Source organism: Streptomyces sp. NPDC059499, assembly GCF_042749285.1.
GTDB lineage: Bacteria > Actinomycetota > Actinomycetes > Streptomycetales > Streptomycetaceae > Streptomyces.
On sequence record NZ_JBHYTT010000005.1, the window covers coordinates 390,898 to 412,263 of the forward strand.

Consider the following 21,366-nt stretch of genomic DNA (forward strand, 5'->3'; position numbering starts at 1 on the left):
ATGAGATTCGTATGGCAACTGGCGGCAGTCGTGGCGGTCTCCTTCGTCGGCAACCAGGCCGTCGCAGCCGTACAGGACGACCCGTGGCTCAGCCTCGCCGTGGGACTCCTGGTGTCCGTACTCGCGGTACTCGTCTACGGCTGGGTGGTGCGGCGGACCGAACACCGCCCCTCCACCGAGGTGGCCCGGACCGGCGCCGGGTCCGCGATCGGCCGGGGTGCGCTGATGGGGGTCGCCATGTTCGGGGCCGTCATAGCGAACATCGCCCTCCTCGGACACTACGAGATCGACGGCCTGGCCTCCGTGCAAGGCGCAGTCGGGCTGTTCGGCCTCATGGCGGTCGCGGCCGTGGCGGAGGAACTGCTCTTCCGCGGCGTCCTGTTCCGGATCGTCGAGGAGTACGCCGGCACGTGGATCGCACTGACCCTGACCGGAACGCTGTTCGGCCTCATGCACCTGCTGAACCCCCACGCCGACCTGTGGGGCGCCATCGCCATCGCCATCGAGGCCGGCGGCATGCTCGGCGCCGCCTACGCCGCCACCCGCACCCTGTGGGTGCCGATCGGCCTCCACTTCGGCTGGAACTTCGCGGCGGCCGGCATCTTCAGCACCGAGGTCTCCGGCAACGACACCCCGCAGGGACTGCTGGACACCATGACCTCGGGACCGAAGCTGATCACCGGAGGCGACTTCGGCCCCGAAGGAAGTGTGTACGCGGTGCTGGCCGGCGTCCTGATGACGGCCGCGTTCCTGTGGCTCGCCCACCGGCGCGGCAACCTGGTGCCCCGCCGCGGGCGCGCCGACAAGGCCGCCGCCCCCACTACACTTCCCCGATGAACGGTCCTCGGCGGCTCCGGGAACTGTGGCGCCGCTCGGGCACCACCGGCTGGTACCTCCCGCTCGCGCTGCTGCTCTTCGCCGCGTCGTTCCTCCCGGTGCTCCGCAGCAACGGCACGGAGGTCGGCGGCCTGCCGAACCGCCCGTACGACGCCCTGGCCGTGGCGGCCATCGCCCTGCAGTGCCTCCCGCTCGCCGGGCGCCGGCGGTGGCCGGCCGTCTCCCTCACCCTGGTGTCGCTCGGTTTCGCCGTCGACCAGCTCCGCGGCTACCACTCGCTCGCGGGCGCCGCGCTGGTCATCGCACTGGTGGGCGTGGGATCCCGCCTGGAACACCACCGGCGCGCCACCGCGATCCTCTTCACCGCGGCGTACGTGCCGCTGGCGGTCGCGCTCCACCAGCTCGGCCCGGGTGATCCGCCGAGCGAGTTCGTGACGTTCTACCTGCTCCTGGCCCTCACGTGGGCCGCCGGGACGTGGTACCGCTCCACCCGGATCGCCGAGGCCGAGCACCGCCGCCGCGTCGCCGAGGACACCCGCACCGCCGAACGTGCCCGCATCGCCCGCGAACTCCACGACGTGGTGACCCACCACGTGACGGCGATGGTCGTACAGGCCGAGGCGGCACGCTACCTGACCGCCGCGCCCGACCGTCTCGACCAGAGCCTGACGGCCGTCACGGAAACCGGCCGTGCGGCCATCACCGATCTGCGGCACCTGCTCGACCTGCTCGACCCCGGCCACGGCACCGAGCCCAGGACACCGCACGCCGGGCGGCTCCTCACCCTCGTCGAACAGACGCGGCAGGCCGGGCAGCCCGTGGAGTTCACGGAGGAGGGCGCCCCGGCCCGGTCGGCCGGCAGCGCCGACCTCGTGGCCTACCGGGTGGTGCAGGAGACCCTGACCAACGCCCTCAAGTACGCCCGGGGCAGCCGTACTTCGGTCCGGGTGCACCACGACGAGAAGGAGATCACCGTGGAGGTCGGCACGGACGGCCCCGGCCCGAAGGGGCAGGGCGCGCTCCCCGGCGGAAGCGGGCGGGGCCTGGCCGGTCTCCGCGAACGGGTCGACGTCCTGGGCGGCGACTTCCACGCGGGCCCGCACCCGGACGGCGGCTTCGTCGTCCGGGCCCGTATACCTGCCGGGAGCCCGTCATGACCCCACCGATCCGGGTCCTGATCTGCGACGACCAGGTACTGGTGCGCACCGGGCTCTCGACGATCGTCGACGCCCAGCCGGATCTCGAGGTCGTCGGCGAATGCGGGGACGGGCAGACCGCCGTCGACCTCGCCGGCCGGCTGCTCCCCGACGTCGTGGTGATGGACATCCGTATGCCGGTCCTCGACGGCATCGAAGCCACCCGCCTACTGGCCGGCGCCGGAGTCCGACAGCCCGTCAAGGTGCTCGTGGTGACGACGTTCAACCTCGACGAGTACGTCTACACGGCGTTGCGTGCAGGCGCGAGCGGCTTCCTCCTCAAGGACGCACCGCCCTCCCAACTGCTGCACGGCATCCGGACCGTGGCCTCCGGCGCCGCCCTGCTGGACCCCGAGGTGACGCGACGGCTCGTCGGCAGGTACGCGGCCCGCATCCGGCCCTCCGATTCCACGGAACCCGACAGCCCTCTGACCCCCCGTGAACAGGAGGTCCTGCGCCTCATCGCAGACGGCCTCTCCAACAACGAGATCGCCGCGACCCTCGTGATCAGCCGTGAGACGGTCAAGACCTTCGTCTCCCGCATCCTCACCAAGCTCGGCCTCCGCGACCGCGTCCAGGCGGTCGTCTACGCCTACCGCCACGGCCTGGTGTCCTGAATCATCAGGGTCACGCCCGGCCGGCGAGGTCCCATGAACGCGCACCGCACGACCTTCCTGGGAGCGTTCGCCGCCCGGCACCGACCGGGCGGTCAGGGGGCTTTGAGCAGATCGCGAAGCCCGGCGACGTAGGTACGCACATCCCGTTCGGCGGGCAGTTCCACAGCGGCCTCCTGCGCCTCGCGCCCTGGCACCCGGCAAGCGCGGCAGAGGCCGTCGGGAAGCGCCTCGGCGCGGCCGGGCACACCGCACTTGGTGCATTCCATCATCATTTGCCGGACGGGCGTTCCGGGCGCGGGCGGCACCGGGGCGGCGGACAGCTTGGGCGGGATCTTGTCCGTGAGACGGCGGCGGACGAGCCCGACCGGTGAGTCGACCCCGGCGGGAAGCCCGGCGACAAGCGCCTGGACGAGGTAGTCGGCGTCCACACCGCGCGTGAACCACTCGGCGGCCAGCGGCTCCAGGACCGCGCAGTCGGCGGCGGAGAGCGCCAGACGGGCATCGACGCGGCCGAGTCGCGCCAGGGCGGCGTACGCGGGCGAGTCACCCTCCGGCACGGGCGGAGCCGGCTCCGGCGTCCGCTGCTGCGGTACGACGGGGGCGACCGGCTGAACGACCACGGGCTCGACAGCCGTCGGCTGCCTGCGCGCGGCGCCCACGAGATTCCCCCACCACTCGTTGTCGCGGGCGGTGCGGGACCAGAACGTGCGGAAGACCCAGCGCACTTGCCCGCCCTCATCGGTCAACAGGCAGCGCACGCGCCGCAGATACCCGGCGACGGACAGGGCTTTCAGGGCCGAGCCGACCGCCTGCTGCCCGTAGAGCGGCAACTGCTTGGCCAGCCCCTTGACGTCCATGGCCGCACCGTCGGGCAGCTGGTCGATGAACCCGGCGATGTGCCGCTCCCGCAGCGGCAGCAGCATGAAGTCAGCGCTGCAACGGGGCTGTTGGTCCGGGGCCGATCGCTTGCCGTATCCGGGATTGGCCATCGGGTACGGGCGCGAGGATGCGGGTGCGCGCAGGGCGGAGCTAAGGTGCTCGGTAGCCACGGGATCGCTCGATTCGATCTTGAGGTGAGACCCCGGCACGGTGTTGTCAGCACCGCGTCGGGGTCGTTCGTTTCCGGCACCGTAAGCAGTCGCGACTCTCCGCCGCAAGTCGGCCACAATTAGTCATACTTGCTGGCCGTGGCGGGTCAGGGAGGTCGGGGAGGTGTACCCAAACCTTCTTCTGCCTACCGGCCATAAGAAGACGCTCGAATCCCGAAGCCCGCATCCCGGCCCCCGAGTCCCGAAGCTCGAGCTTCGGGCCCGCCGCCTTCCCGGCACCCCTCGAACGAGTGACCCGACCGGTCCCGGCACTCGGAGCCCGAGCGCCGGGCGCCGAGCACCGGGGGACCCCCGACCGAATTGACCACCGGCGAGGGTTCCGCCCGGCACGGGACCGGGTCAGCGCCCCAGCCGCTGCGCGACCTCGGTCGCCCAGTACGTCAGGATCATCTGCGCGCCCGCACGCCGGATCCCCGTCAGGCTCTCCAGGATCGCCGCGTCCCGGTCGATCCAGCCCTTCTCCGCGGCGGCCTCGATCATCGAATACTCACCGCTGATCTGGTACGCCGCGACCGGCACGTCCACCGACTCGGCGACCTTGGCCAGAACGTCCAGGTACGGACCGGCGGGCTTGACCATGACCATGTCGGCGCCCTCCTCCAGGTCGAGCGCCAGCTCGCGCATCGACTCGCGAAGGTTCGCCGGGTCCTGCTGGTACGTCTTGCGGTCGCCCTGGAGCGAGGAGCCCACCGCCTCACGGAACGGCCCGTAGAACGCGGAGGAGTACTTCGCCGTGTAGGCGAGGATCGACACGTCCTCGTACCCGGTCTGGTCCAGCGCGTCGCGGATCACCCCGACCTGGCCGTCCATCATGCCGCTGGGACCCACCACATGGGCGCCCGCGTCCGCCTGGACCTGGGCCATCTCGGCGTACCGCTCGAGCGTGGCGTCGTTGTCGACGCGGCCGTCCTCGGTCAGCACCCCGCAGTGGCCGTGGTCGGTGTACTCGTCCAGACAGAGGTCGGACATGACCACGAGGTCGTCGCCCACCTCTTCCCGTACCGCCCGCAGACCGACCTGGAGGATGCCGTCCGGGTCGGTGCCGGCGGTGCCGCGGGCGTCCTTCTTCTCGTCCAGCGGGACACCGAAGAGCATGATCCCCGAGACCCCGGCCGCTACCGCGTCGACTGCGGCCTTCCGCAGGGTGTCCAGGGTGTGCTGCTGCACGCCGGGCATGGCCGAGATGGCGACCGGGGCGTCGATGCCCTCGCGCACGAACGCGGGAAGGATCAGATTCGCGGGGTCCAGCCGGGTCTCGGCGACCATGCGCCGCATGACGGGGGTCGTCCGCAGTCGGCGGGGCCGCGAACCGGGGAAGTTTCCGTAATCGGTCATCCTTCGAGACTAGACCCGCACACATCACCGGTTTACCGACAGCCCAGCCGGAAAAACGGGGCCCGGCCGCTCCACCAGGAAGCGACCGGGCCCCGCACATTCACGCCGACCTGTCAGGTGGTCGTCCGACGGCGTCTCGCGCCCGGGCGCCGCTCGCTCGGACGCGTCACCGGGTCGCCGGCCTCCTTGGCCGCGTCCCTGCGCTGCGCACCGAAGTCCGCCAGCGCCTGGGCCAGCTTGTGGACCGACGGCTCCGGAGACAGGACGTCGACCCGCAGGCCGTGCTCCTCGGCGGTCTTCGCCGTGGCGGGACCGATGCACGCGATCACCGTCACGTTGTGCGGCTTGCCCGCGATACCGACGAGGTTGCGGACCGTCGAGGACGAGGTGAAGAGCACCGCGTCGAAGCCGCCGCCCTTGATCGCCTCACGGGTGTCGGCCGGCGGCGGCGAAGCGCGGACCGTGCGGTACGCGGTGACGTCGTCGACCTCCCAGCCGAGCTCGATCAGCCCGGCCACCAGCGTCTCCGTGGCGATGTCGGCACGCGGCAGGAACACCCGGTCGATCGGGTCGAAGACCGGGTCGTAGGGCGGCCAGTCCTCCAGCAGACCGGCGGCGGACTGCTCGCCGGAAGGCACCAGGTCCGGCTTCACACCGAAGTCGACCAGCGCGGCGGCGGTCTGCTCACCGACGGCCGCGACCTTGATCCCCGCGAAGGCACGGGCATCGAGCCCGTACTCCTCGAACTTCTCCCGTACGGCCTTCACCGCGTTCACCGAGGTGAAGGCGATCCACTCGTACCGGCCCGTGACCAGACCCTTGACCGCGCGCTCCATCTGCTGGGGCGTACGCGGCGGCTCGACGGCGATCGTCGGGACCTCGTGCGGTACGGCACCGTACGAACGCAGCTGGTCGGAGAGCGACGCCGCCTGCTCCTTCGTACGCGGCACGAGCACCTTCCAGCCGAACAGCGGCTTGGACTCGAACCACGACAGCTGGTCGCGCTGGGCGGCAGAGCTTCGCTCCCCGACCACGGCTATGACGGGCTGGTGCCCGTCCGGCGAGGGGAGGACCTTCGCCTGCTTGAGGACCTGCGCGATCGTCCCGAGCGTCGCCGTCCAGGTGCGCTGACGCGTCGTCGTTCCCGCGATCGTCACCGTCAGCGGGGTGTCGGGCTTGCGGCCCGCCGAGACCAGCTCCCCGGCAGCCGCGGCCACCGAGTCCAGCGACGTGGACACGACGGCCGTCGCGTCGCTCGCGCCGACCTCGGACCAGCAGCGGTCCGAGGCGGTACGGGCATCGACGAAGCGCACATCGGCGCCCTGCGCGTCACGCAGCGGCACACCGGCGTACGCGGACACGCCGACGGCGTTCGCCACACCGGGAACGACCTCGAAGGGCACGCCCGCGGCGGCACAGGCGAGCATCTCCACGCCCGTGTTGCCGTCCAGGCCGGGGTCGCCGGCGACGGCACGGACAACCCGCCTGCCACCCTTCGCGGCCTCCATGACAAGATTGGCGGCGTCCCTGAGAACGGGTACCCCGACGGCTGTTGACGACATGTCAACAACCGTCAGCTCAGGGGTGCTTACCCCTGCCCGCGCATGGCCGCGAACGACGTCGAGAACGTCGGGTTCGGCCACAAGGACGTCCGCGCTCGCGAGCGCCTCGACGGCGCGCAGGGTCAGCAGTCCCGGGTCGCCGGGACCGGCGCCGAGGAAGGTGACGTGCCCTGCGGACAGGACCGGAAAATCGGATGCGGCGGGGCCGTTGGGGCTCAAAGTGCTCGCTCCCCCATAAGACCGGCCGCACCCTTGGCAAGCATCTCGGCCGCGAGCTCGCGACCGAGGGCCGCCGCGTCGTCGTGCGACGTGGGGACGGGACCGGTGATGGACAGCTGCACCAGGGAAGCGCCGTCGGTGGAACCGACGACACCGCGCAGGCGCAGTTCGTTGACAGTCTGCCCGTCGACCAGGAGGTCGGCCAGCGCACCCACAGGTGCGGAACAGCCGGCCTCCAGGGCGGCGAGCAGGGCGCGCTCGGCGGTCACGGCGACCCGGGTGTACGGGTCGTCGAGCTCGGCGAGCGCTGCGGCGAGGTCCGCGCTGGTTGCAGCGCATTCGATCGCCAGTGCTCCCTGACCGGGAGCAGGCAGGACGGTGTCGACCGGCAGGAAGTCGGTCACCTCACCGGTCCGGCCGAGGCGGCTGAGCCCGGCAGCGGCAAGTACCACCGCGTCCAGCTCACCGCTTCGTACAAAACCGATACGCGTATCGACGTTGCCCCGTATCGCCACGGTCTCGATGTCGAGGCCGTGCGACCGGGCGTACGCGTTGAGCTGCGCCATGCGGCGCGGCGAGCCGGTGCCGATACGGGCACCGGACGGCAGTTGCGCGAAGGTCAGCCCGTCCCGGGCCACCAGCACGTCGCGCGGATCCTCGCGCTCCGGTACGGCGGCCAGGACGAGGCCCTCCGGCTGTGCGGTCGGCAGGTCCTTGAGCGAGTGGACGGCGAAGTCCACCTCGCCGCGCAGCAGCGCCTCGCGCAGCGCGACGACGAACACGCCGGTCCCGCCGATCTGCGACAGGTGCTCCCGGGACGTGTCTCCGTACGTGGTGATCTCGACGAGCTCGACGGCGCGCCCGGTCACCTCACGGACCGCATCAGCGACCATGCCGGACTGCGCCATGGCTAGCTTGCTGCGCCGGGTGCCGAGCCGGAGCGGCTTCGTGGTCTCCCCACCCAGGGGTGAGTTGTCGGTCATGACCGCCCTCTATTCGGGTCGTTCAGGTCTGCCCGGGAGACGGCGGCCACCGTCTGCGGGTCGAGGTCGAAGAGTTCGCGCAGCGCATCGGCGTACCCGGCGCCACCGGGCTCGCTGGCGAGCTGCTTGACCCGCACGGTGGGCGCGTGCAGGAGCTTGTCGACGACGCGGCGCACGGTCTGCGTGATCTCGGCGCGCTGCTTCTCGTCCAGGTCGGGAAGGCGTCCGTCGAGCCGCGCGATCTCGCCGGCCACCACATCGGCGGCCATCGTGCGCAGGGCGACGACGGTCGGGGTGATGTGGGCGGCACGCTGGGCGGCACCGAAGGCCGCCACCTCGTCGGCGACGATGGTGCGCACCTGGTCCACATCGGCGGCCATCGGGGCGTCCGCGGACGCCTCGGCGAGCGACTCGATGTCGACGAGGCGCACACCGTCGATGCGGTGGGCCGCCCCGTCGATGTCCCTCGGCATGGCGAGGTCGAGCAGGGCGAGCCTCGCGGAGCCGGAGGCCGGGGCCTGCACGGGTACCCGGCGCACGGCCCGGTCCTGTGCGGCGGCGGTGGCGGAACCGTTCTCCACCCACGCGGCGTGCTGGTCCAGGTCCGCGGGGGCGGCCGCGGCGCGGGCCGCGGACGGCTTCGCGGCGGTGTCGAAGTCGACGCCGAGCGCCCCGGCGACGGCCTCGGCGGTCAGGACGAGCCCGGTCGCGCCGGTACAGGAGACGACCACATCGGCACGTGTCAGTTCGTCCGGCACTGCGGTCATTTCCACGGCCCGCGCCGTCGCCCCGCCGCTCTGGGCGAGGATCTCGACGAGCCGGTCGGCACGGCCCCGGGTCCGGTTGGCGACGATGATCTCGGCGACACCGGTACGGACCAGGGTGGCGGCGGCCAGGGAGGACATCGAGCCCGCGCCGATCACCAGGGCGCGCTTGCCCGCAGCCCATTCGGTGACCTCGGCACCGTCCGCGAGCTGCTCGAGACCGAACGTGACGAGCGACTGCCCGGCCCGGTCGATCCCGGTCTCGCTGTGGGCGCGCTTACCGACCCGCAGCGCCTGCTGGAACAGGTCGTTCAGCAGCCGTCCCGCGGTGTGGAGCTCCTGGCCCAGTGCGAGCGCGTCCTTGATCTGGCCGAGGATCTGGCCCTCGCCGACGACCATCGAGTCCAGCCCGCACGCCACCGAGAAGAGGTGGTGGACGGCACGGTCCTCGTAGTGCACATAGAGATAGGGAGTGAGCTCGTCCAGGCCCACGCCGCTGTGCTGCGCGAGCAGCGTGGACAGCTCGGCGACACCCGCGTGGAACTTGTCCACGTCCGCGTACAGCTCGATGCGGTTGCAGGTGGCCAGCACCGCTCCCTCGGTCGCGGGTTCCGCGGCGAGGGTGTCCTGGAGCAGCTTCGTCTGCGCCTCGGGCGACAGCGACGCCCGCTCCAGCACGGAGACGGGGGCGCTGCGGTGGCTCAGTCCTACGACAAGGAGGCTCATGCCGGCATCACGGCGGGCATGTCCCCGTCGGGTCCCTTCCGGCTCACGGGAGTGGCGCGCATCGGCGGCGCGTCGTCCGCGGCGTCGTCGCCTTCGGCGGCGGCTCCCTCACCGGCCTTGCGCTGCTCGTGGAAGGCGAGGATCTGCAGCTCGATCGAGAGGTCGACCTTGCGCACATCGACGCCTTCGGGCACGGAGAGCACGGTCGGCGCGAAGTTCAGGATGGAGGTCACACCCGCGGCGACGAGCCGGTCACAGACCTGCTGGGCCGCGCCGGGCGGAGTGGTGATGACACCGATCGACACACCGTTGTCGCTGATGATCCGGTCCAGGTCGTCGGTGTGCTGGACGGCGATGCCGGCAACGGGCGTACCCGCCATGGCGGGGTCGGCGTCGATCAGCGCGGCGACCCGGAAACCACGGGAGGCGAAGCCGCCGTAGTTGGCGAGCGCGGCGCCGAGGTTACCGATACCGACGATGGCGACCGGCCAGTCCTGGGTGAGCCCGAGTTCACGGGAGATCTGGTAGACGAGATACTCGACGTCGTACCCGACTCCACGCGTGCCGTAGGACCCCAGGTAACTGAAGTCCTTGCGCAGCTTCGCGGAGTTGACCCCCGCCGCCGCCGCGAGCTCCTCGGAGGAGACCGTGGGCACAGAGCGCTCGGAGAGCGCCGTCAGTGCGCGGAGGTACAGCGGAAGCCGGGCGACGGTGGCCTCGGGAATTCCTCGGCTACGGGTCGCCGGTCGGTGAGTTCGGCCAGTTGCCACGGTGCTCCTGCGGGATGAGCGGGGCTGCAGGCGGCCGTATGTCCCAAGACCGCCCCGTCGAATGCAGGCTATGTCTTTGTGAACGCGTGCACAAAGATAGTGTCCGTTTTGTCTGGTCAAAGTGACCGGGGTCACGCATATTCCTCGCGCGGTCCCGGAACCCGGGGCCGCATCACCCCGTTGCGGGCTCGAAGGGGGCAAAGCGGTACACACTCCTCATGTCCACGCCCCCGAGACCACTCAAAACGCCCATGATGTTAACCGGGTTTCGACTAGGTACCCAGTGCCGTGCGCAACCTCGCCGGGTCCACCCGCCAGAACGTGTGCTGTTCGTCATCGATCAGGACCACCGGAATCTGCTCCCAGTACTCCTTGTAGAGGGCCTCGTCCTGGGTGATGTCCTTCTCCACCCAGGACGCGCCGGTCTCCTCGCAGACGGCGCGCACCACCAGTCGCGCATCGTCACAGAGGTGACAGCCGGGCTTGCCCACGAGGGTCACCACCCGGTCGGCAGGCTTCTTCTTCGTACGCCGCAGCAAGGCACTCATGCCTCCATTCTGCGCCGCTCCGCACCACTCCCGGCGTCACCCGTTTAACGCGGCGGTCCCGGAGAGTTCACACGGTCGCATCCCGCCAGGTCGGGAAGCACCGAACAGAATCGCTATGCTCACGACATGGCCGCTCTTGGATGGCTCACACCCCGCAGGCGCCCCGCGACAGCACGGAGCGTGCTGGCAGGCGAGGCAGCAGCCGAGGCAGCGCGGAAGTCGACGCTTCCCGCCGACGAGTCCCTTCTTCCCGCAGACGCCGCGGATCTGCTGACCGCGGCCGAAGGCGCCGGGGAGCCCGTGTTCCCGGTGGCCGGGGACGACCGGGCCGCCGCCTTCTTCGACCTCGACAACACCGTGATGCAGGGCGCCGCGATCTTCCACTTCGGCCGCGGCCTCTACAAGCGGAAGTTCTTCCAGCGCCGCGAACTGACCCGGTTCGCCTGGCAGCAGGCCTGGTTCAGGCTGGCCGGCGTCGAGGATCCCGAGCACATGCAGGACGCCCGCGACAGCGCCCTGTCCATCGTCAAGGGCCACCGCGTCTCCGAGCTGATGTCCATCGGCGAGGAGATCTACGACGAGTACATGGCCGACCGCATCTGGCCCGGCACGCGCGCCCTCGCCCAGGCCCACCTCGACGCGGGGCAGAAGGTCTGGCTGGTCACAGCCGCCCCGGTGGAGACCGCCACGATCATCGCCCGCCGCCTCGGCCTGACCGGCGCACTGGGCACCGTCGCCGAGTCGGTGGACGGCGTCTACACCGGCCGCCTGGTCGGCGAACCCCTGCACGGTCCGGCCAAGGCCGAGGCGGTACGCGCACTGGCGGCGGCCGAGGGCCTGGACCTCGACCGCTGCGCGGCGTACAGCGACTCGCACAACGACATCCCGATGCTGTCGCTGGTCGGCCATCCGTACGCGGTCAACCCGGACACCAAGCTCCGCAAGCACGCCCGCGCCCTGGACTGGCGCCTGCGCGACTACCGCACCGGCCGCAAGGCCGCAAAGGTCGGAATCCCGGCCGCCGCCGGTGTGGGCGCCCTGGCCGGTGGCACCGCGGCCGCGGTCGCACTCCACCGCCGCCGCCGCTGACCTTCCGCCACAGGCCCGTCTCCACCGCCGGCCCGCCGCTGCCCCTGCCCCGTCGCCCGCCTACGGCCCGAGGCTGCGGGCTGCGGGCTGCGGGCCACGCCCGGGGACGTACGGCCAATCGGGAGGGGGCGGCCGCCCGCACCCGCTCACCCCTCCGGCCAGTCGGATTGACGTCGAGCGACCACAACCCGTCGCCCCCGCAGGCAGATCACGAAGCATTTCGATCAATAAGCGGTCACGATGTGCGACTTACTCCGTCACTTAGAGGTTACAGAAGCGACGGAATCGATGATTTGAGCAACTGGGTGTAGCCCGGCCTGTACGAAGCGTTATTCTCCTCAGACGCACAAGGAGCCCGCCACCCGCTACCACGAGTGACGGTTTTCGAACTGCACGTGATGGAAGCTCTGCCTCTGGGAGTCCCGTGTACCCACACGTCGGGGTTGACACCTCGGGCCTGGCTACGCTGCGCGCAACGGTCCTCGACCACTTGCGCGGCTTCGTCCCCACCGCGTACGCCGTCCCCGCATTTGCCACCCCTGCACCTGCCGGCCCTTGCTACGCGTTGGCCGAACGCAGCGCGGCGGTCGGAAGACGCAGCACCCGCGGCGCCACGACCACGTCAGCCGTTCGCCGGCCCACAGCCGACAGCGACAGCGCGCGCATGATGGATCTTGTCGAGCGCGCACAGGCCGGTGAGGCCGAGGCCTTCGGCCGCCTGTACGACCAGTACAGCGACACCGTGTACCGGTACATCTACTACCGCGTGGGAGGGAAGGCGACAGCGGAGGACCTCACCAGCGAGACGTTCCTGCGCGCTCTGCGCCGCATCTCCACCTTCACCTGGCAGGGCCGCGACTTCGGTGCCTGGCTGGTCACGATCGCCCGGAACCTGGTCGCCGACCACTTCAAATCCAGTCGTTTCCGACTGGAAGTGACCACCGGCGAAATGCTCGACGCGAACGAGGTCGCGCGCAGCCCCGAGGACTCCGTCCTGGAGTCCCTCTCCAACGCCGCACTGCTGCAAGCCGTGCGACGACTCAATCCACAACAGCAGGAGTGCGTCACCCTCCGGTTCCTGCAAGGGCTCTCGGTCGCCGAGACGGCCCGTGTCATGGGCAAGAACGAGGGCGCGATCAAGACCCTGCAGTACCGCGCCGTCCGAACACTCGCCCGACTCCTGCCCGACGACGCCCGTTGAGATCACTTCGGGTGAGGATGAGATCACCATTGGTGACGGGTACGTGACACACTGGTCCGATCATCCTTCGTCCGTAACCCAAACGCCGCGCCACTCGTTGTGCCGGATGCAGGCCCCCTGTCGTCGCACCGCGACTCGTAGTCCACTCGCTCGATCGTGTGGAAACGCGTCCGGTGCGCAACCTTCCGGACGCTCAGGGGAGTCGACCGTCATGACGAGAGGAGGTGCCGCCAGTGATCGCAAACGTTTCGGCACACCGGCGGGCGAACGCCTTCGCCCAGGCCCTGGAGGAGCAGTCGTCCCAGGGTGCGGCGGCCGTACAGCCCGAGGAACCGGCCGAACCGGCCGACCACGGAACGCTGTTGGCCCTGGCGAACGGCCTCGGTGAGCTACCGAAGCCGCAATTGGATCCCGAGGTCAAAGTGGTGCAGCGAGCGCAGCTCGTCGCGGCCATGGAGACCATGTTCGCCGAGGGCGGTGCGTCCACGGGCCCTACCGTGCCCGAACAACGGGGCAGGGGGGCCCACCGGGCCTCCCCGCTCCGGAAATTGCGCCCCCGCTCCCGCTGGGCGAAGGGACTCACCGCGGGAGGACTCACCGTCGGTGTGGCCGCCGGAGCTTTCGGCGGAGTGGCCGCTGCCAGTTCCGACGCCCTGCCGGGTGATTCCCTCTACGGGCTGAAGCGCGGCATGGAGGACATCAATCTCACCATGGCCAACGGCGATGCCGACCGGGGCGAGGTCTACCTCGACCAGGCATCGACCCGCCTCAGCGAAGCCCGCCGTCTCATGGAGCGGGGCCGCTCGGGCGAGATGGACCACGAGTCGCTGGGGGAGGTCAGACGCACACTCAACGGCATGACGCACGACGCCACCGAGGGACACCGGCTGCTCCACTCCGCCTACCGGCGGGACGGCTCCATCGGGCCGATCCAGACACTGGACTCCTTCTCCCGCTCGCACCGCGAGAGCTGGAGCAGTCTCCGTGACCGGCTGCCCGTCCAGCTGGCCGACATCGGCGACAAGGTCAGTTCCGTCTTCGACGCCATGGACCAGGAGGTCGCGCCGCTCCAGGCCCTGCTCCCCCGTACCCCGGGCACGAGCAGGGAAGGGGCGCAGTCCGAATCCGCGGACGGCACCGGCCCCTCCGGCACGGACCGCCCGGCACCGTCGTCCACCGCCCCGGACGGCAGCCCTGCGGGCAGCACCACGCCCGAGCCGTCCGGATCCGGCAGCACTCCGGCCGACGGCCTGATCAACGGCGGTACGGACGGCCTGCTCGACGACCTCCCGACGGACGACGGCACCCCGTCGTCCCCGGGCGACGAGGACGGCACGTCCGAGGAACCGGATGTGACCCTGCCGCCCCTTCTCCCCGGTCTGCTACCGGGCCTGGGCATCGACGGCGAGGACCTCAAGCCGTAGACGAGGCACAGGAAAGCGCATGTGAAGGGGGGCCGCCCGGATCCGGACGGCCCCCCTTCACATGCGCTTCGTCAGAAGAAGACCGACCTGCGCTGCACGAGCAGCTTGTACAGCGTGTGCTGGATCTGCTCCCGCACCTGGTCCGTCAGGTTGAACATCAGCATCGGGTCCTCCGCCGCCTCCGGCGGGTACCCGTCCGTCGGAATCGGCTCCCCGAACTGGATCGTCCACTTCGTCGGCAGCGGCACCGCACCCAGCGGTCCCAGCCACGGAAACGTCGGCGTGATCGGGAAGTACGGAACGCCCAGGACCCGCGCCAGCGTCTTCGAGTTGCCGATCATCGGATAGATCTCCTCCGCGCCGACGATCGAGCACGGCACGATCGGCACCCCGGCCCGCAGCGCCGTCGACACGAAGCCGCCCCGCCCGAAGCGCTGCAGCTTGTACCGCTCGCCGAACGGCTTGCCGATGCCCTTGAAGCCCTCCGGCATCACCCCGACGACCTCGCCGCGCTGCAGGAGCCGTTCCGCGTCCTCCGCACACGCCAGCGTGTGCCCGGCCTTCCTGGCCAGCTCGTTGACCACCGGCAGCATGAAGACCAGATCGGCGGCGAGCAGCCGCAGATGCCGCTCGGCCGGGTGGTTGTCGTGCACCGCCACCTGGAGCATCAGCCCGTCCAGCGGAAGCGTCCCCGAGTGGTTCGCGACGATGAGCGCCCCGCCGTCCGACGGGATGTTCTCGATGCCCTTCACCTCGACCCGGAAGTACTTGTCCGCGAGGGGCCGCAGCATCGACATGAGGACCTGGTCGGTCAGCTCCTTGTCGTACCCGAACTCGTCGATCTCGTAGTCACCCGTGACGCGTCGTCGCAGGAACGCGAGCCCACCCGCGATCCGCCGGTCCCAGCCGGCCCGCCCGGAGACCTCGTGCGCCTCCTCGGGAGGCGCGGCCTCCTGCGCACCCACCACGGGCGTCTGCGATCCCCGCAGGGCGCTCACAGGCGCCGCACCGGGGCCGGCCGGGGCCTGACCCCGGCCGCTCCCCGGCAGCACGCTCCTGCGCCGCGCAGCGCCTGAGCGCGAACGGTCGTCGTCGAACGGAATGACCTTGGCGTCCGCCATCGTCGGTCGCGCTCCTCTACCTGGCGCCGTGAGTCGAATGTGTCGCATCGGTCCCGCCCCCGGCCGGCCCCCCGGCGAAAGGCAGGTCCGCCAGCCGCCCGACGGCCCTGCTCATCAACTCGGGCGGCAGCAGCCCCGGTCCACGGCTGCGCGCGAACTCGGCGAAGGTCTCCGCGGTCGTGAACCTGGGGCGGAAACCCAGCGTCTCGCGCATCTGCACGGTCGAGACCACCCTGCCGTGGGTGAGCAGCCGGATCTGTTCCGGCGAGAAGTCGGTCATACCGATCGTGCGGAGCGCCGAGCCGACCCAGGTGACGGCGGGCAGCAGCACCGGAACGGTCGGCCGGCCCAGCCGCCGCGAGCACTGCGAGAGCAGCAGTACGCCGTCACCCGCGATGTTGAAGGTGCCGCTGTTCAGGGTTCCGCGCCGCGGTTCGCGGGCCGCGATCTCCAGGACCGCCATGACGTCGTCCTCATGGACGAACTGCAGCCGCGGGTCGTACCCGAAGACGGTCGGCAGGACGGGCAGGGCCAGGTAGTCGGCAAGCGGCGAGTCCGGCTCGGGGCCCAGGATGTTCGCGAACCGCAGCACGCAGACGGCGACGTCCGGCCGGCGGCGGGCGAAGCCGCGTACGTACCCCTCGACCTCCACCGCGTCCTTGGCGAAGCCCCCGCTGGGCAACGACTTGGGCGGGGTCGTCTCGGTGAAGACCGCGGGGTCGCGGGGCGCGGAGCCGTACACGCTCGTACTGGACTTGACCACGAGCCGCTGGACGGTCGGTGACTTCTGGCAGGCACCCAGCAGCTGCATGGTGCCGATGACGTTGGTCTCCTTGACCGTCGTCCGGCCGCCGGCGCCGAGCGCCTTCCCCGAGACATCCAGATGAACGACCGTGTCGACCGAGTGTTCGGCGAGGACCCTGGCGATCGCGGGCTGTCTGATGTCCGCCGTGACGAATTCGGCGTCACCCAATTGGTGCTCCGGCGCGACCGCGTCGACGGCGATCACCCGGTCCACACCGGGGTCGCGCTGGATACGCCGTACGAAGCGGCCCCCGAGCTGCCGGGCCACTCCTGTGACGAGCACGACCTTCCCCAAGATCAGCGCCTTCCGTCGTTCGTTCGCCGAGCGGGGTCTTCCCCTGGCCGTCACCGTAGCCGGTGGATGTTGCCCTGTGATGACCCCATGGCGGGCTTTGCCGAAGTCATGGCCGGAAAAACACCGAAGCCCTTCCGCCGGAACGGCGGAAGGGCTTCGGATGCACGAACTGCGTTCGCCTACTTCTTGTTGCGACGCTGAACGCGCGTGCGCTTGAGCAGCTTGCGGTGCTTCTTCTTGGCCATCCGCTTACGCCGCTTCTTGATAACAGAGCCCACGACTACCCTCGCTCACTTCTTCTTCACTGGTGCGGGGCGTCTGGGCCCACACGACCTACGTCGGCCTAGCCTACCCGCCACTGGGTGAGGGGCGTAATCCGAGGGCAACGTCAGGCTGACTCCACCCCCACAAAGGACTCGCGGAGATACTCGTGAACCGCTTGCTCCGGGACCCGGAAGGACCTGCCCACCCGGATCGCCGGCAGATGACCGCTGTGCACCAAGCGGTACACGGTCATCTTCGACACTCGCATGACCGAGGCGACTTCCGCCACGGTCAGAAACTTGACCTCGTTGAGAGGCCTCTCGCTGCCAGCAGCCATGACCCACCTGTACCTTCCGCACGAGACGCGCACCGGCTTCCCCTCCGGTGACTCTTCGTCGTTGTGCGCTCACTCCCCAGATTAGGGGCGGGTGATGCGAGTGGGGAAGAGGTGAGACGACAGGCCGCCTACTGTGACAGACACGCCCGATTGAGTACATAGCGAGTAAGCGGGCGGTAGTAGTCCGACCGCACGGCGTCATCAAGCGGAACGGCGACGGACACCCGCCCCTCGGCCTCGCCCACGAACAGCGCGGGATCGTCCGTATCGGCGAGACCGATGGCCTCGATGCCCAGCTGACCTGCCCCGCAGACCCATCCGTGGTCCCCGACCACCAGCTCGGGCAGAGCCCCGCAGGTCTCCGCGATCCCCTCCAGCACGGCCCGAACCGGCAGCGGCGAATGGGTGTGCGCGCCGGTCGCACTCCCGGGGGACCGCACGCCCGGTTCGCGCACCAGCGCGACTCCCCGTACGTAGTCGAGGTTGTACGTGCGTACGCCGAACCGGGTCGTTATGTCGATACATCGGCCCCTCGCGGGGGTGAGCACCGCGCACCCTGCCGCCGACAAGGCGTCTGCCAGCCCTGCGTAGAACCCCAGCAGCCGGTGCGGATGACCGGTCCCGAACAGCACCGGAGCCCGCCTCTCCGCAGCCGCCCCGAGCCGCTCCGCGAACGCGTCCAAACCTGCCAGAGTCCGCTCCGGGTCGATCACATCAAGACCGGAGACATGATCAGGATCGTCCGACACGCCGCACTTCTCCGCCATGAGCCGCAACAGGTCGCGCTCACCCCAGACCCGGTCCGGATCGAGGCCCAGCGTCACGCGCGGATCCCTCGCCGCGAAGAGCCGGTAGCTCTGCAGACTGTTCTGCCGCGAGGTGGCCACAGGCCCGGCCAGCCTGGCCGCCAGCAGATGGGCGCGCAGCGCCCCGGTGCTCAACACCCTCCCGATGCTCCCGCACCGGGCACACCGCAGCACCAAAACGCCGATTGCGCCCCACCGTTGGCGTAACCCCTACTCAGGCCAGCAGCCCCCGCAGCGGAAACGCCGCCCGCCTGGTCGCCAGCACCGCCTGGTCCAGCCGGTCCGCCGGGTCGTACCCGGCGTCCCACGACTGCCACGACGGGGTACGGCCGTCCGTCATCCGGGCCGGACCCAACTGCCGCGTCCGGGCGTAGACCTCGTCCCGCCACGACGACGGAATCACCGACTCCGGGTCCACCGGCGCATGGGCGGCGATCCCCACAAGATGCGTCCAGGACCGCGGAACCACATCGACCACCGCGTACCCGCCCCCGCCGAGCGCCACCCAGCGCCCGCCGTCCGTGTACTCGTGGGCGAGCTCGTGACACGACGCCATGACCGCCCGCTGCGCATCCAGCGACACCGCCAGATGCGCCAACGGATCCTCGAAGTGCGTGTCGGCCCCGTGCTGGGTCACCAGAACCTGCGGCCGGAAGTCCGCCAACAGCTCGGGCACCACCGAATGGAACGCCCTCAGCCACCCCGCGTCCCCCGTACCGGCGGGCAGCGCCACGTTCACCGCACCGCCCTCACCCGCCCCGCCCCCGGTCTCCTCCGGCCACCCGGTCTGCGGGAACAGCGTGCGCGGATGCTCGTGCAGCGACACGGTCAGCACCCTCGGATCCTCCCAGAACGCGGCCTGCACCCCGTCCCCGTGGTGGACGTCCACATCGACGTACGCCACCCGTTCGGCCCCCAGTTCCAGCAGCCGGGCAATGGCCAGCGCGGGATCGTTGTAGATGCAGAAGCCCGCGGCACCTCCCGGCATCGCATGGTGCAGCCCACCGGTGAAGTTCACGGCGTGCGCACTCTCCCCGCGCCACACCGCCTCCGCAGCCCCCACCGAAAGCCCGGCGATGAGCGCGGACGCCTCGTGCATCCCCGCGAAGGCGGGATCGTCCACCGTCCCCAGTCCGTACGTCTGGTCGGCCGCCGCAGGATCCGCGGAAGCGGCCCGTACGGCCGCAACGTAGTCCTCGCGGTGCACCAGCCGCAGGGTGGACGCACCGGCGGCCTTGGCCGACCTCACGTCCACCGCGGAATCGAGCCCGAACGCCCGCACCAGCCCCATCGTCAGGTCAAGCCTGACCGGATCCATGGGATGACTGTCACCGAAGTCGTATCCCGATACTGCGTCATCCCACATCAGCCGCGCGCGCCCGCTCATGCCCGCCACCGTATCGGGCGGGCTCGGAGCCGAACGACCGGGCATACACGAGCGTCGCGAGAACCAGCACCATCGGCACGAGCATCGCTCCCCGATAGCTCCACGCGTCACCGAGGCCCCCCACCAACGGCGATCCGACCAGGAACCCCACGTAGTTGAAGACGTTCAGCCGGGCGACAGCCACATCGCTCGCCCCCGGGAACATCCGTCCCGCGGCAGCGAAGGTCTGCGGCACGATCACACAGAGCCCCAGCCCCAGCATCGTGAACCCGAGCATCCCCCACCACGCCCCGGGCGCCACGGCAACCACCCCGAAGCCCGCCGCCGCCAGCACACTCCCGAACCGCACGACGGCCACCGCCCCGAACCGCCGCACCCCCAGGTCCCCCACGGCGCGACCCAGCAGCGTGGTCACCATGTAGACGTTGTACGGAACGGTCGCCAGCTGCTCCGAACCGCCCAGCACGTCCTGCAGGTACTTCGCGCTCCAGTTGGAGACCGTCGAGTCCCCTATGTACGCGAAGGCCATCACCAGACAGAGCGGCATCAGCAACTTGAACGGGACGGAACCACCCTTCCCCGGACCCGCCGCCACTTCCTGCGCCGTCTTCCCCTCCGCGTACCACCGGCTCCCCAGCAGCGCCGCGGGCAGCAGGACGACCACGGCCGGCAGGTAGGACACGAGCAACGACAGATCCCAGTGCGCGCCTGCCCAGGCCATGGACGCCCCGGCTATGCCGCCCAGGCTGTAGGCGGCATGGAACCCGAGCATGATGCTGCGCCCGTACGCCCGCTGAAGGCTCACGCCCATCATGTTCATGGACGCGTCCAGCGCACCGACAGCGAGCCCGAACGCACCGAGCGCCAGGGCCACCTGCCACAACTCGGTGCCCGCACCCACCCCCAGCAACGCCAGCAGCACGACGGGCTGCGCCCACCTGAGCACGATTCCCGGCCGCACCCGCGCGACCACCTTCTCGGTGGCCACGCTGGCAACCCCCGCGAGGATCGGGACAGCGGCAAGGAAGGCGGGCAGCAGCCCGTCGGATATCCCGTACCGGTCCTGAATCGCGGGGATGCGCGTCACGAGCAGAGCAAAGGTCACCCCTTGCACCAGGAAGCTCAATGCCAGCGAAGCCCTGCCGTGCCGCAACCGCGCATCCGTCATGGCCGCGAGCGTAGAGCCATCGATCTACCCCTGGGTAGATCGATCAGGCGAGCAGTTTGGGCAGCTGCGACATGTCGGAGAAGTGCCCGGTGACCCCGACGAGCCGATCCGCCGGCATCATCGAGGTGAATCCGTACACGTCCATCCCCGCGGCACGTGCCGCCTCGACGCCGAGCGGGCTGTCCTCGATCACGACACACCGCTCGGGGGCGACGCCCATCCGTTCGGCGGCGTGGAGGAACAGGTCCGGCGCCGGCTTGCCCTTCCCGACGTCCTCGGAGCTGAAGATCCACTCCTCCTCGAACCACTGGTCGAGCCCGGGCTTCCGGTGCCCGGCCGCGATTTTCTGGTGGCTTCCGGACGAGGCGACGCAGTACGCCACCCCGTCCGCGACGAGTTCGCCCAGCAGCTCCTCGACCCCGTCGACCGCGAGGACCTGCTCCTGCTGGAACGCGGCGAGCGTCCGGCGGTGCAGCTCCTCGTCGAAGTCCGCGGGCAGTTTCTGACCCGTCCGCTCCTCCACCAGATCGTGCACCCGGTGCACTGCGGCACCCATGTAGTCGCGGACAGACTCCTCGTACGAGGTGGGGTGACCGAGCTCGGTGAGGTAGCCGGCTAGGACGGTGTTGGAGATCGGCTCACTGTCGACGAGCACACCATCGTTGTCGAAGATGACCAGTTCGTAGCGCATGGTCCGACCCTAGACGCTCAGAACGCAGAAAAGCCCCGTGCCACAAGGGCACGGGGCTTTCCCGGAATAATTGTTCGGCGGCGTCCTACTCTCCCACAGGGTCCCCCCTGCAG

21 protein-coding genes are annotated in these 21,366 nt (G+C 70.2%); 6 read left to right on the top strand and 15 right to left on the bottom strand.

Annotation, left to right across the window (positions count from 1 at the left end; genetic code table 11):
* From ACFW9O_RS15835 to ACFW9O_RS15845, 3 genes are read left to right on the top strand one after another with little or no spacing between them, the layout of a single operon-like run.
* Window positions 1–837, top strand: coding sequence for a CPBP family intramembrane glutamic endopeptidase (locus ACFW9O_RS15835; RefSeq protein WP_384609572.1), 837 nt, complete (start codon window positions 1–3; stop codon window positions 835–837).
* Complete coding sequence (locus ACFW9O_RS15840; protein ID WP_384609575.1) at window positions 834–1,994, top strand: sensor histidine kinase; 1,161 nt, start codon at window positions 834–836, stop codon at window positions 1,992–1,994. Before ACFW9O_RS15835 ends, ACFW9O_RS15840 begins: the two co-directional genes overlap by 4 nt.
* Window positions 1,991–2,650, top strand: a complete 660-nt coding sequence (locus ACFW9O_RS15845) for a response regulator (RefSeq protein ID WP_384609578.1) — start codon at window positions 1,991–1,993, stop codon at window positions 2,648–2,650. Before ACFW9O_RS15840 ends, ACFW9O_RS15845 begins: the two co-directional genes overlap by 4 nt.
* A gap of 92 nt (window positions 2,651–2,742) precedes the next feature.
* Here ACFW9O_RS15845 and ACFW9O_RS15850 read toward each other — a convergent pair whose 3' ends face one another.
* From ACFW9O_RS15850 to ACFW9O_RS15880, 7 genes are all read right to left on the bottom strand, one after another.
* On the bottom strand, window positions 2,743–3,699 hold the full coding sequence (locus tag ACFW9O_RS15850) for a MarR family transcriptional regulator (protein ID WP_384609580.1): 957 nt from the start codon (window positions 3,697–3,699) through the stop codon (window positions 2,743–2,745).
* 399 nt (window positions 3,700–4,098) lie between these two features.
* Complete coding sequence (hemB, locus tag ACFW9O_RS15855; RefSeq protein WP_384609583.1) at window positions 4,099–5,094, bottom strand: porphobilinogen synthase; 996 nt, start codon at window positions 5,092–5,094, stop codon at window positions 4,099–4,101.
* 113 nt (window positions 5,095–5,207) lie between these two features.
* Window positions 5,208–6,875 (bottom strand): bifunctional uroporphyrinogen-III C-methyltransferase/uroporphyrinogen-III synthase, encoded by a 1,668-nt coding sequence (locus ACFW9O_RS15860; RefSeq protein WP_329209874.1) that lies wholly within the window; start codon window positions 6,873–6,875, stop codon window positions 5,208–5,210.
* On the bottom strand, window positions 6,872–7,858 hold the full coding sequence (gene hemC / locus ACFW9O_RS15865; RefSeq protein ID WP_351171627.1) for a hydroxymethylbilane synthase: 987 nt from the start codon (window positions 7,856–7,858) through the stop codon (window positions 6,872–6,874). The genes ACFW9O_RS15860 and hemC overlap by 4 nt, the downstream gene beginning before the upstream one ends.
* Complete coding sequence (locus ACFW9O_RS15870; RefSeq protein WP_351171630.1) at window positions 7,855–9,348, bottom strand: glutamyl-tRNA reductase; 1,494 nt, start codon at window positions 9,346–9,348, stop codon at window positions 7,855–7,857. Before ACFW9O_RS15870 ends, hemC begins: the two co-directional genes overlap by 4 nt.
* Entirely contained in the window at window positions 9,345–10,118 is a 774-nt protein-coding gene (locus tag ACFW9O_RS15875; protein ID WP_351171633.1) for a redox-sensing transcriptional repressor Rex, read from the bottom strand. The genes ACFW9O_RS15870 and ACFW9O_RS15875 overlap by 4 nt, the downstream gene beginning before the upstream one ends.
* Before the next feature lie 272 nt (window positions 10,119–10,390).
* Window positions 10,391–10,666, bottom strand: coding sequence for a glutaredoxin family protein (locus ACFW9O_RS15880; RefSeq protein ID WP_384609588.1), 276 nt, complete (start codon window positions 10,664–10,666; stop codon window positions 10,391–10,393).
* A gap of 126 nt (window positions 10,667–10,792) precedes the next feature.
* Between ACFW9O_RS15880 and ACFW9O_RS15885 the strand changes: the two genes are divergently transcribed.
* From ACFW9O_RS15885 to ACFW9O_RS15895, 3 genes are all read left to right on the top strand, one after another.
* Window positions 10,793–11,755 (top strand): HAD-IB family hydrolase, encoded by a 963-nt coding sequence (locus ACFW9O_RS15885; protein ID WP_351171639.1) that lies wholly within the window; start codon window positions 10,793–10,795, stop codon window positions 11,753–11,755.
* Between the two features lie 424 nt (window positions 11,756–12,179).
* A complete protein-coding gene (locus ACFW9O_RS15890) occupies window positions 12,180–12,956 on the top strand; it encodes an ECF subfamily RNA polymerase sigma factor, BldN family (RefSeq protein ID WP_351171642.1) in 777 nt (258 codons plus the stop codon).
* A 233-nt stretch (window positions 12,957–13,189) separates the two neighbouring features.
* On the top strand, window positions 13,190–14,380 hold the full coding sequence (locus ACFW9O_RS15895) for a DUF5667 domain-containing protein (RefSeq protein ID WP_384609592.1): 1,191 nt from the start codon (window positions 13,190–13,192) through the stop codon (window positions 14,378–14,380).
* Window positions 14,381–14,451: 71 nt separating this feature from the next.
* Here the strand turns inward: ACFW9O_RS15895 and ACFW9O_RS15900 are convergent, their stop codons facing one another.
* The 8 genes from ACFW9O_RS15900 to ACFW9O_RS15935 all read right to left on the bottom strand — a co-directional run bounded on the left by ACFW9O_RS15900 (window position 14,452) and on the right by ACFW9O_RS15935 (window position 21,253).
* Window positions 14,452–15,501, bottom strand: coding sequence for a lysophospholipid acyltransferase family protein (locus tag ACFW9O_RS15900; RefSeq protein ID WP_384609595.1), 1,050 nt, complete (start codon window positions 15,499–15,501; stop codon window positions 14,452–14,454).
* Between the two features lie 16 nt (window positions 15,502–15,517).
* Window positions 15,518–16,600 carry an NAD-dependent epimerase/dehydratase family protein gene (locus tag ACFW9O_RS15905; protein ID WP_351181499.1) on the bottom strand — a complete coding sequence of 361 codons (1,083 nt, stop codon included), beginning with the start codon at window positions 16,598–16,600 and terminating at the stop codon, window positions 15,518–15,520.
* Between the two features lie 179 nt (window positions 16,601–16,779).
* A complete protein-coding gene (locus tag ACFW9O_RS15910; RefSeq protein WP_003948845.1) occupies window positions 16,780–16,878 on the bottom strand; it encodes a 30S ribosomal protein bS22 in 99 nt (32 codons plus the stop codon).
* Window positions 16,879–16,988: 110 nt separating this feature from the next.
* A complete protein-coding gene (locus tag ACFW9O_RS15915; protein WP_014046653.1) occupies window positions 16,989–17,201 on the bottom strand; it encodes a helix-turn-helix domain-containing protein in 213 nt (70 codons plus the stop codon).
* Between the two features lie 128 nt (window positions 17,202–17,329).
* Window positions 17,330–18,145: a phosphatase gene (locus tag ACFW9O_RS15920; RefSeq protein ID WP_384609598.1), complete on the bottom strand. Its 816-nt coding sequence runs from the start codon at window positions 18,143–18,145 to the stop codon at window positions 17,330–17,332.
* Window positions 18,146–18,221: 76 nt separating this feature from the next.
* The gene (locus ACFW9O_RS15925; protein ID WP_384609601.1) at window positions 18,222–19,394 is read right to left on the bottom strand and encodes an acetoin utilization protein AcuC; all 1,173 of its coding nucleotides are present in this window, start codon (window positions 19,392–19,394) and stop codon (window positions 18,222–18,224) included.
* Entirely contained in the window at window positions 19,363–20,562 is a 1,200-nt protein-coding gene (locus ACFW9O_RS15930) for an MFS transporter (protein WP_384609604.1), read from the bottom strand. The genes ACFW9O_RS15925 and ACFW9O_RS15930 overlap by 32 nt, the downstream gene beginning before the upstream one ends.
* Window positions 20,563–20,605: 43 nt before the next feature.
* Entirely contained in the window at window positions 20,606–21,253 is a 648-nt protein-coding gene (locus ACFW9O_RS15935; protein ID WP_384609607.1) for an HAD family hydrolase, read from the bottom strand.
* Window positions 21,254–21,366: the final 113 nt, after the last annotated feature.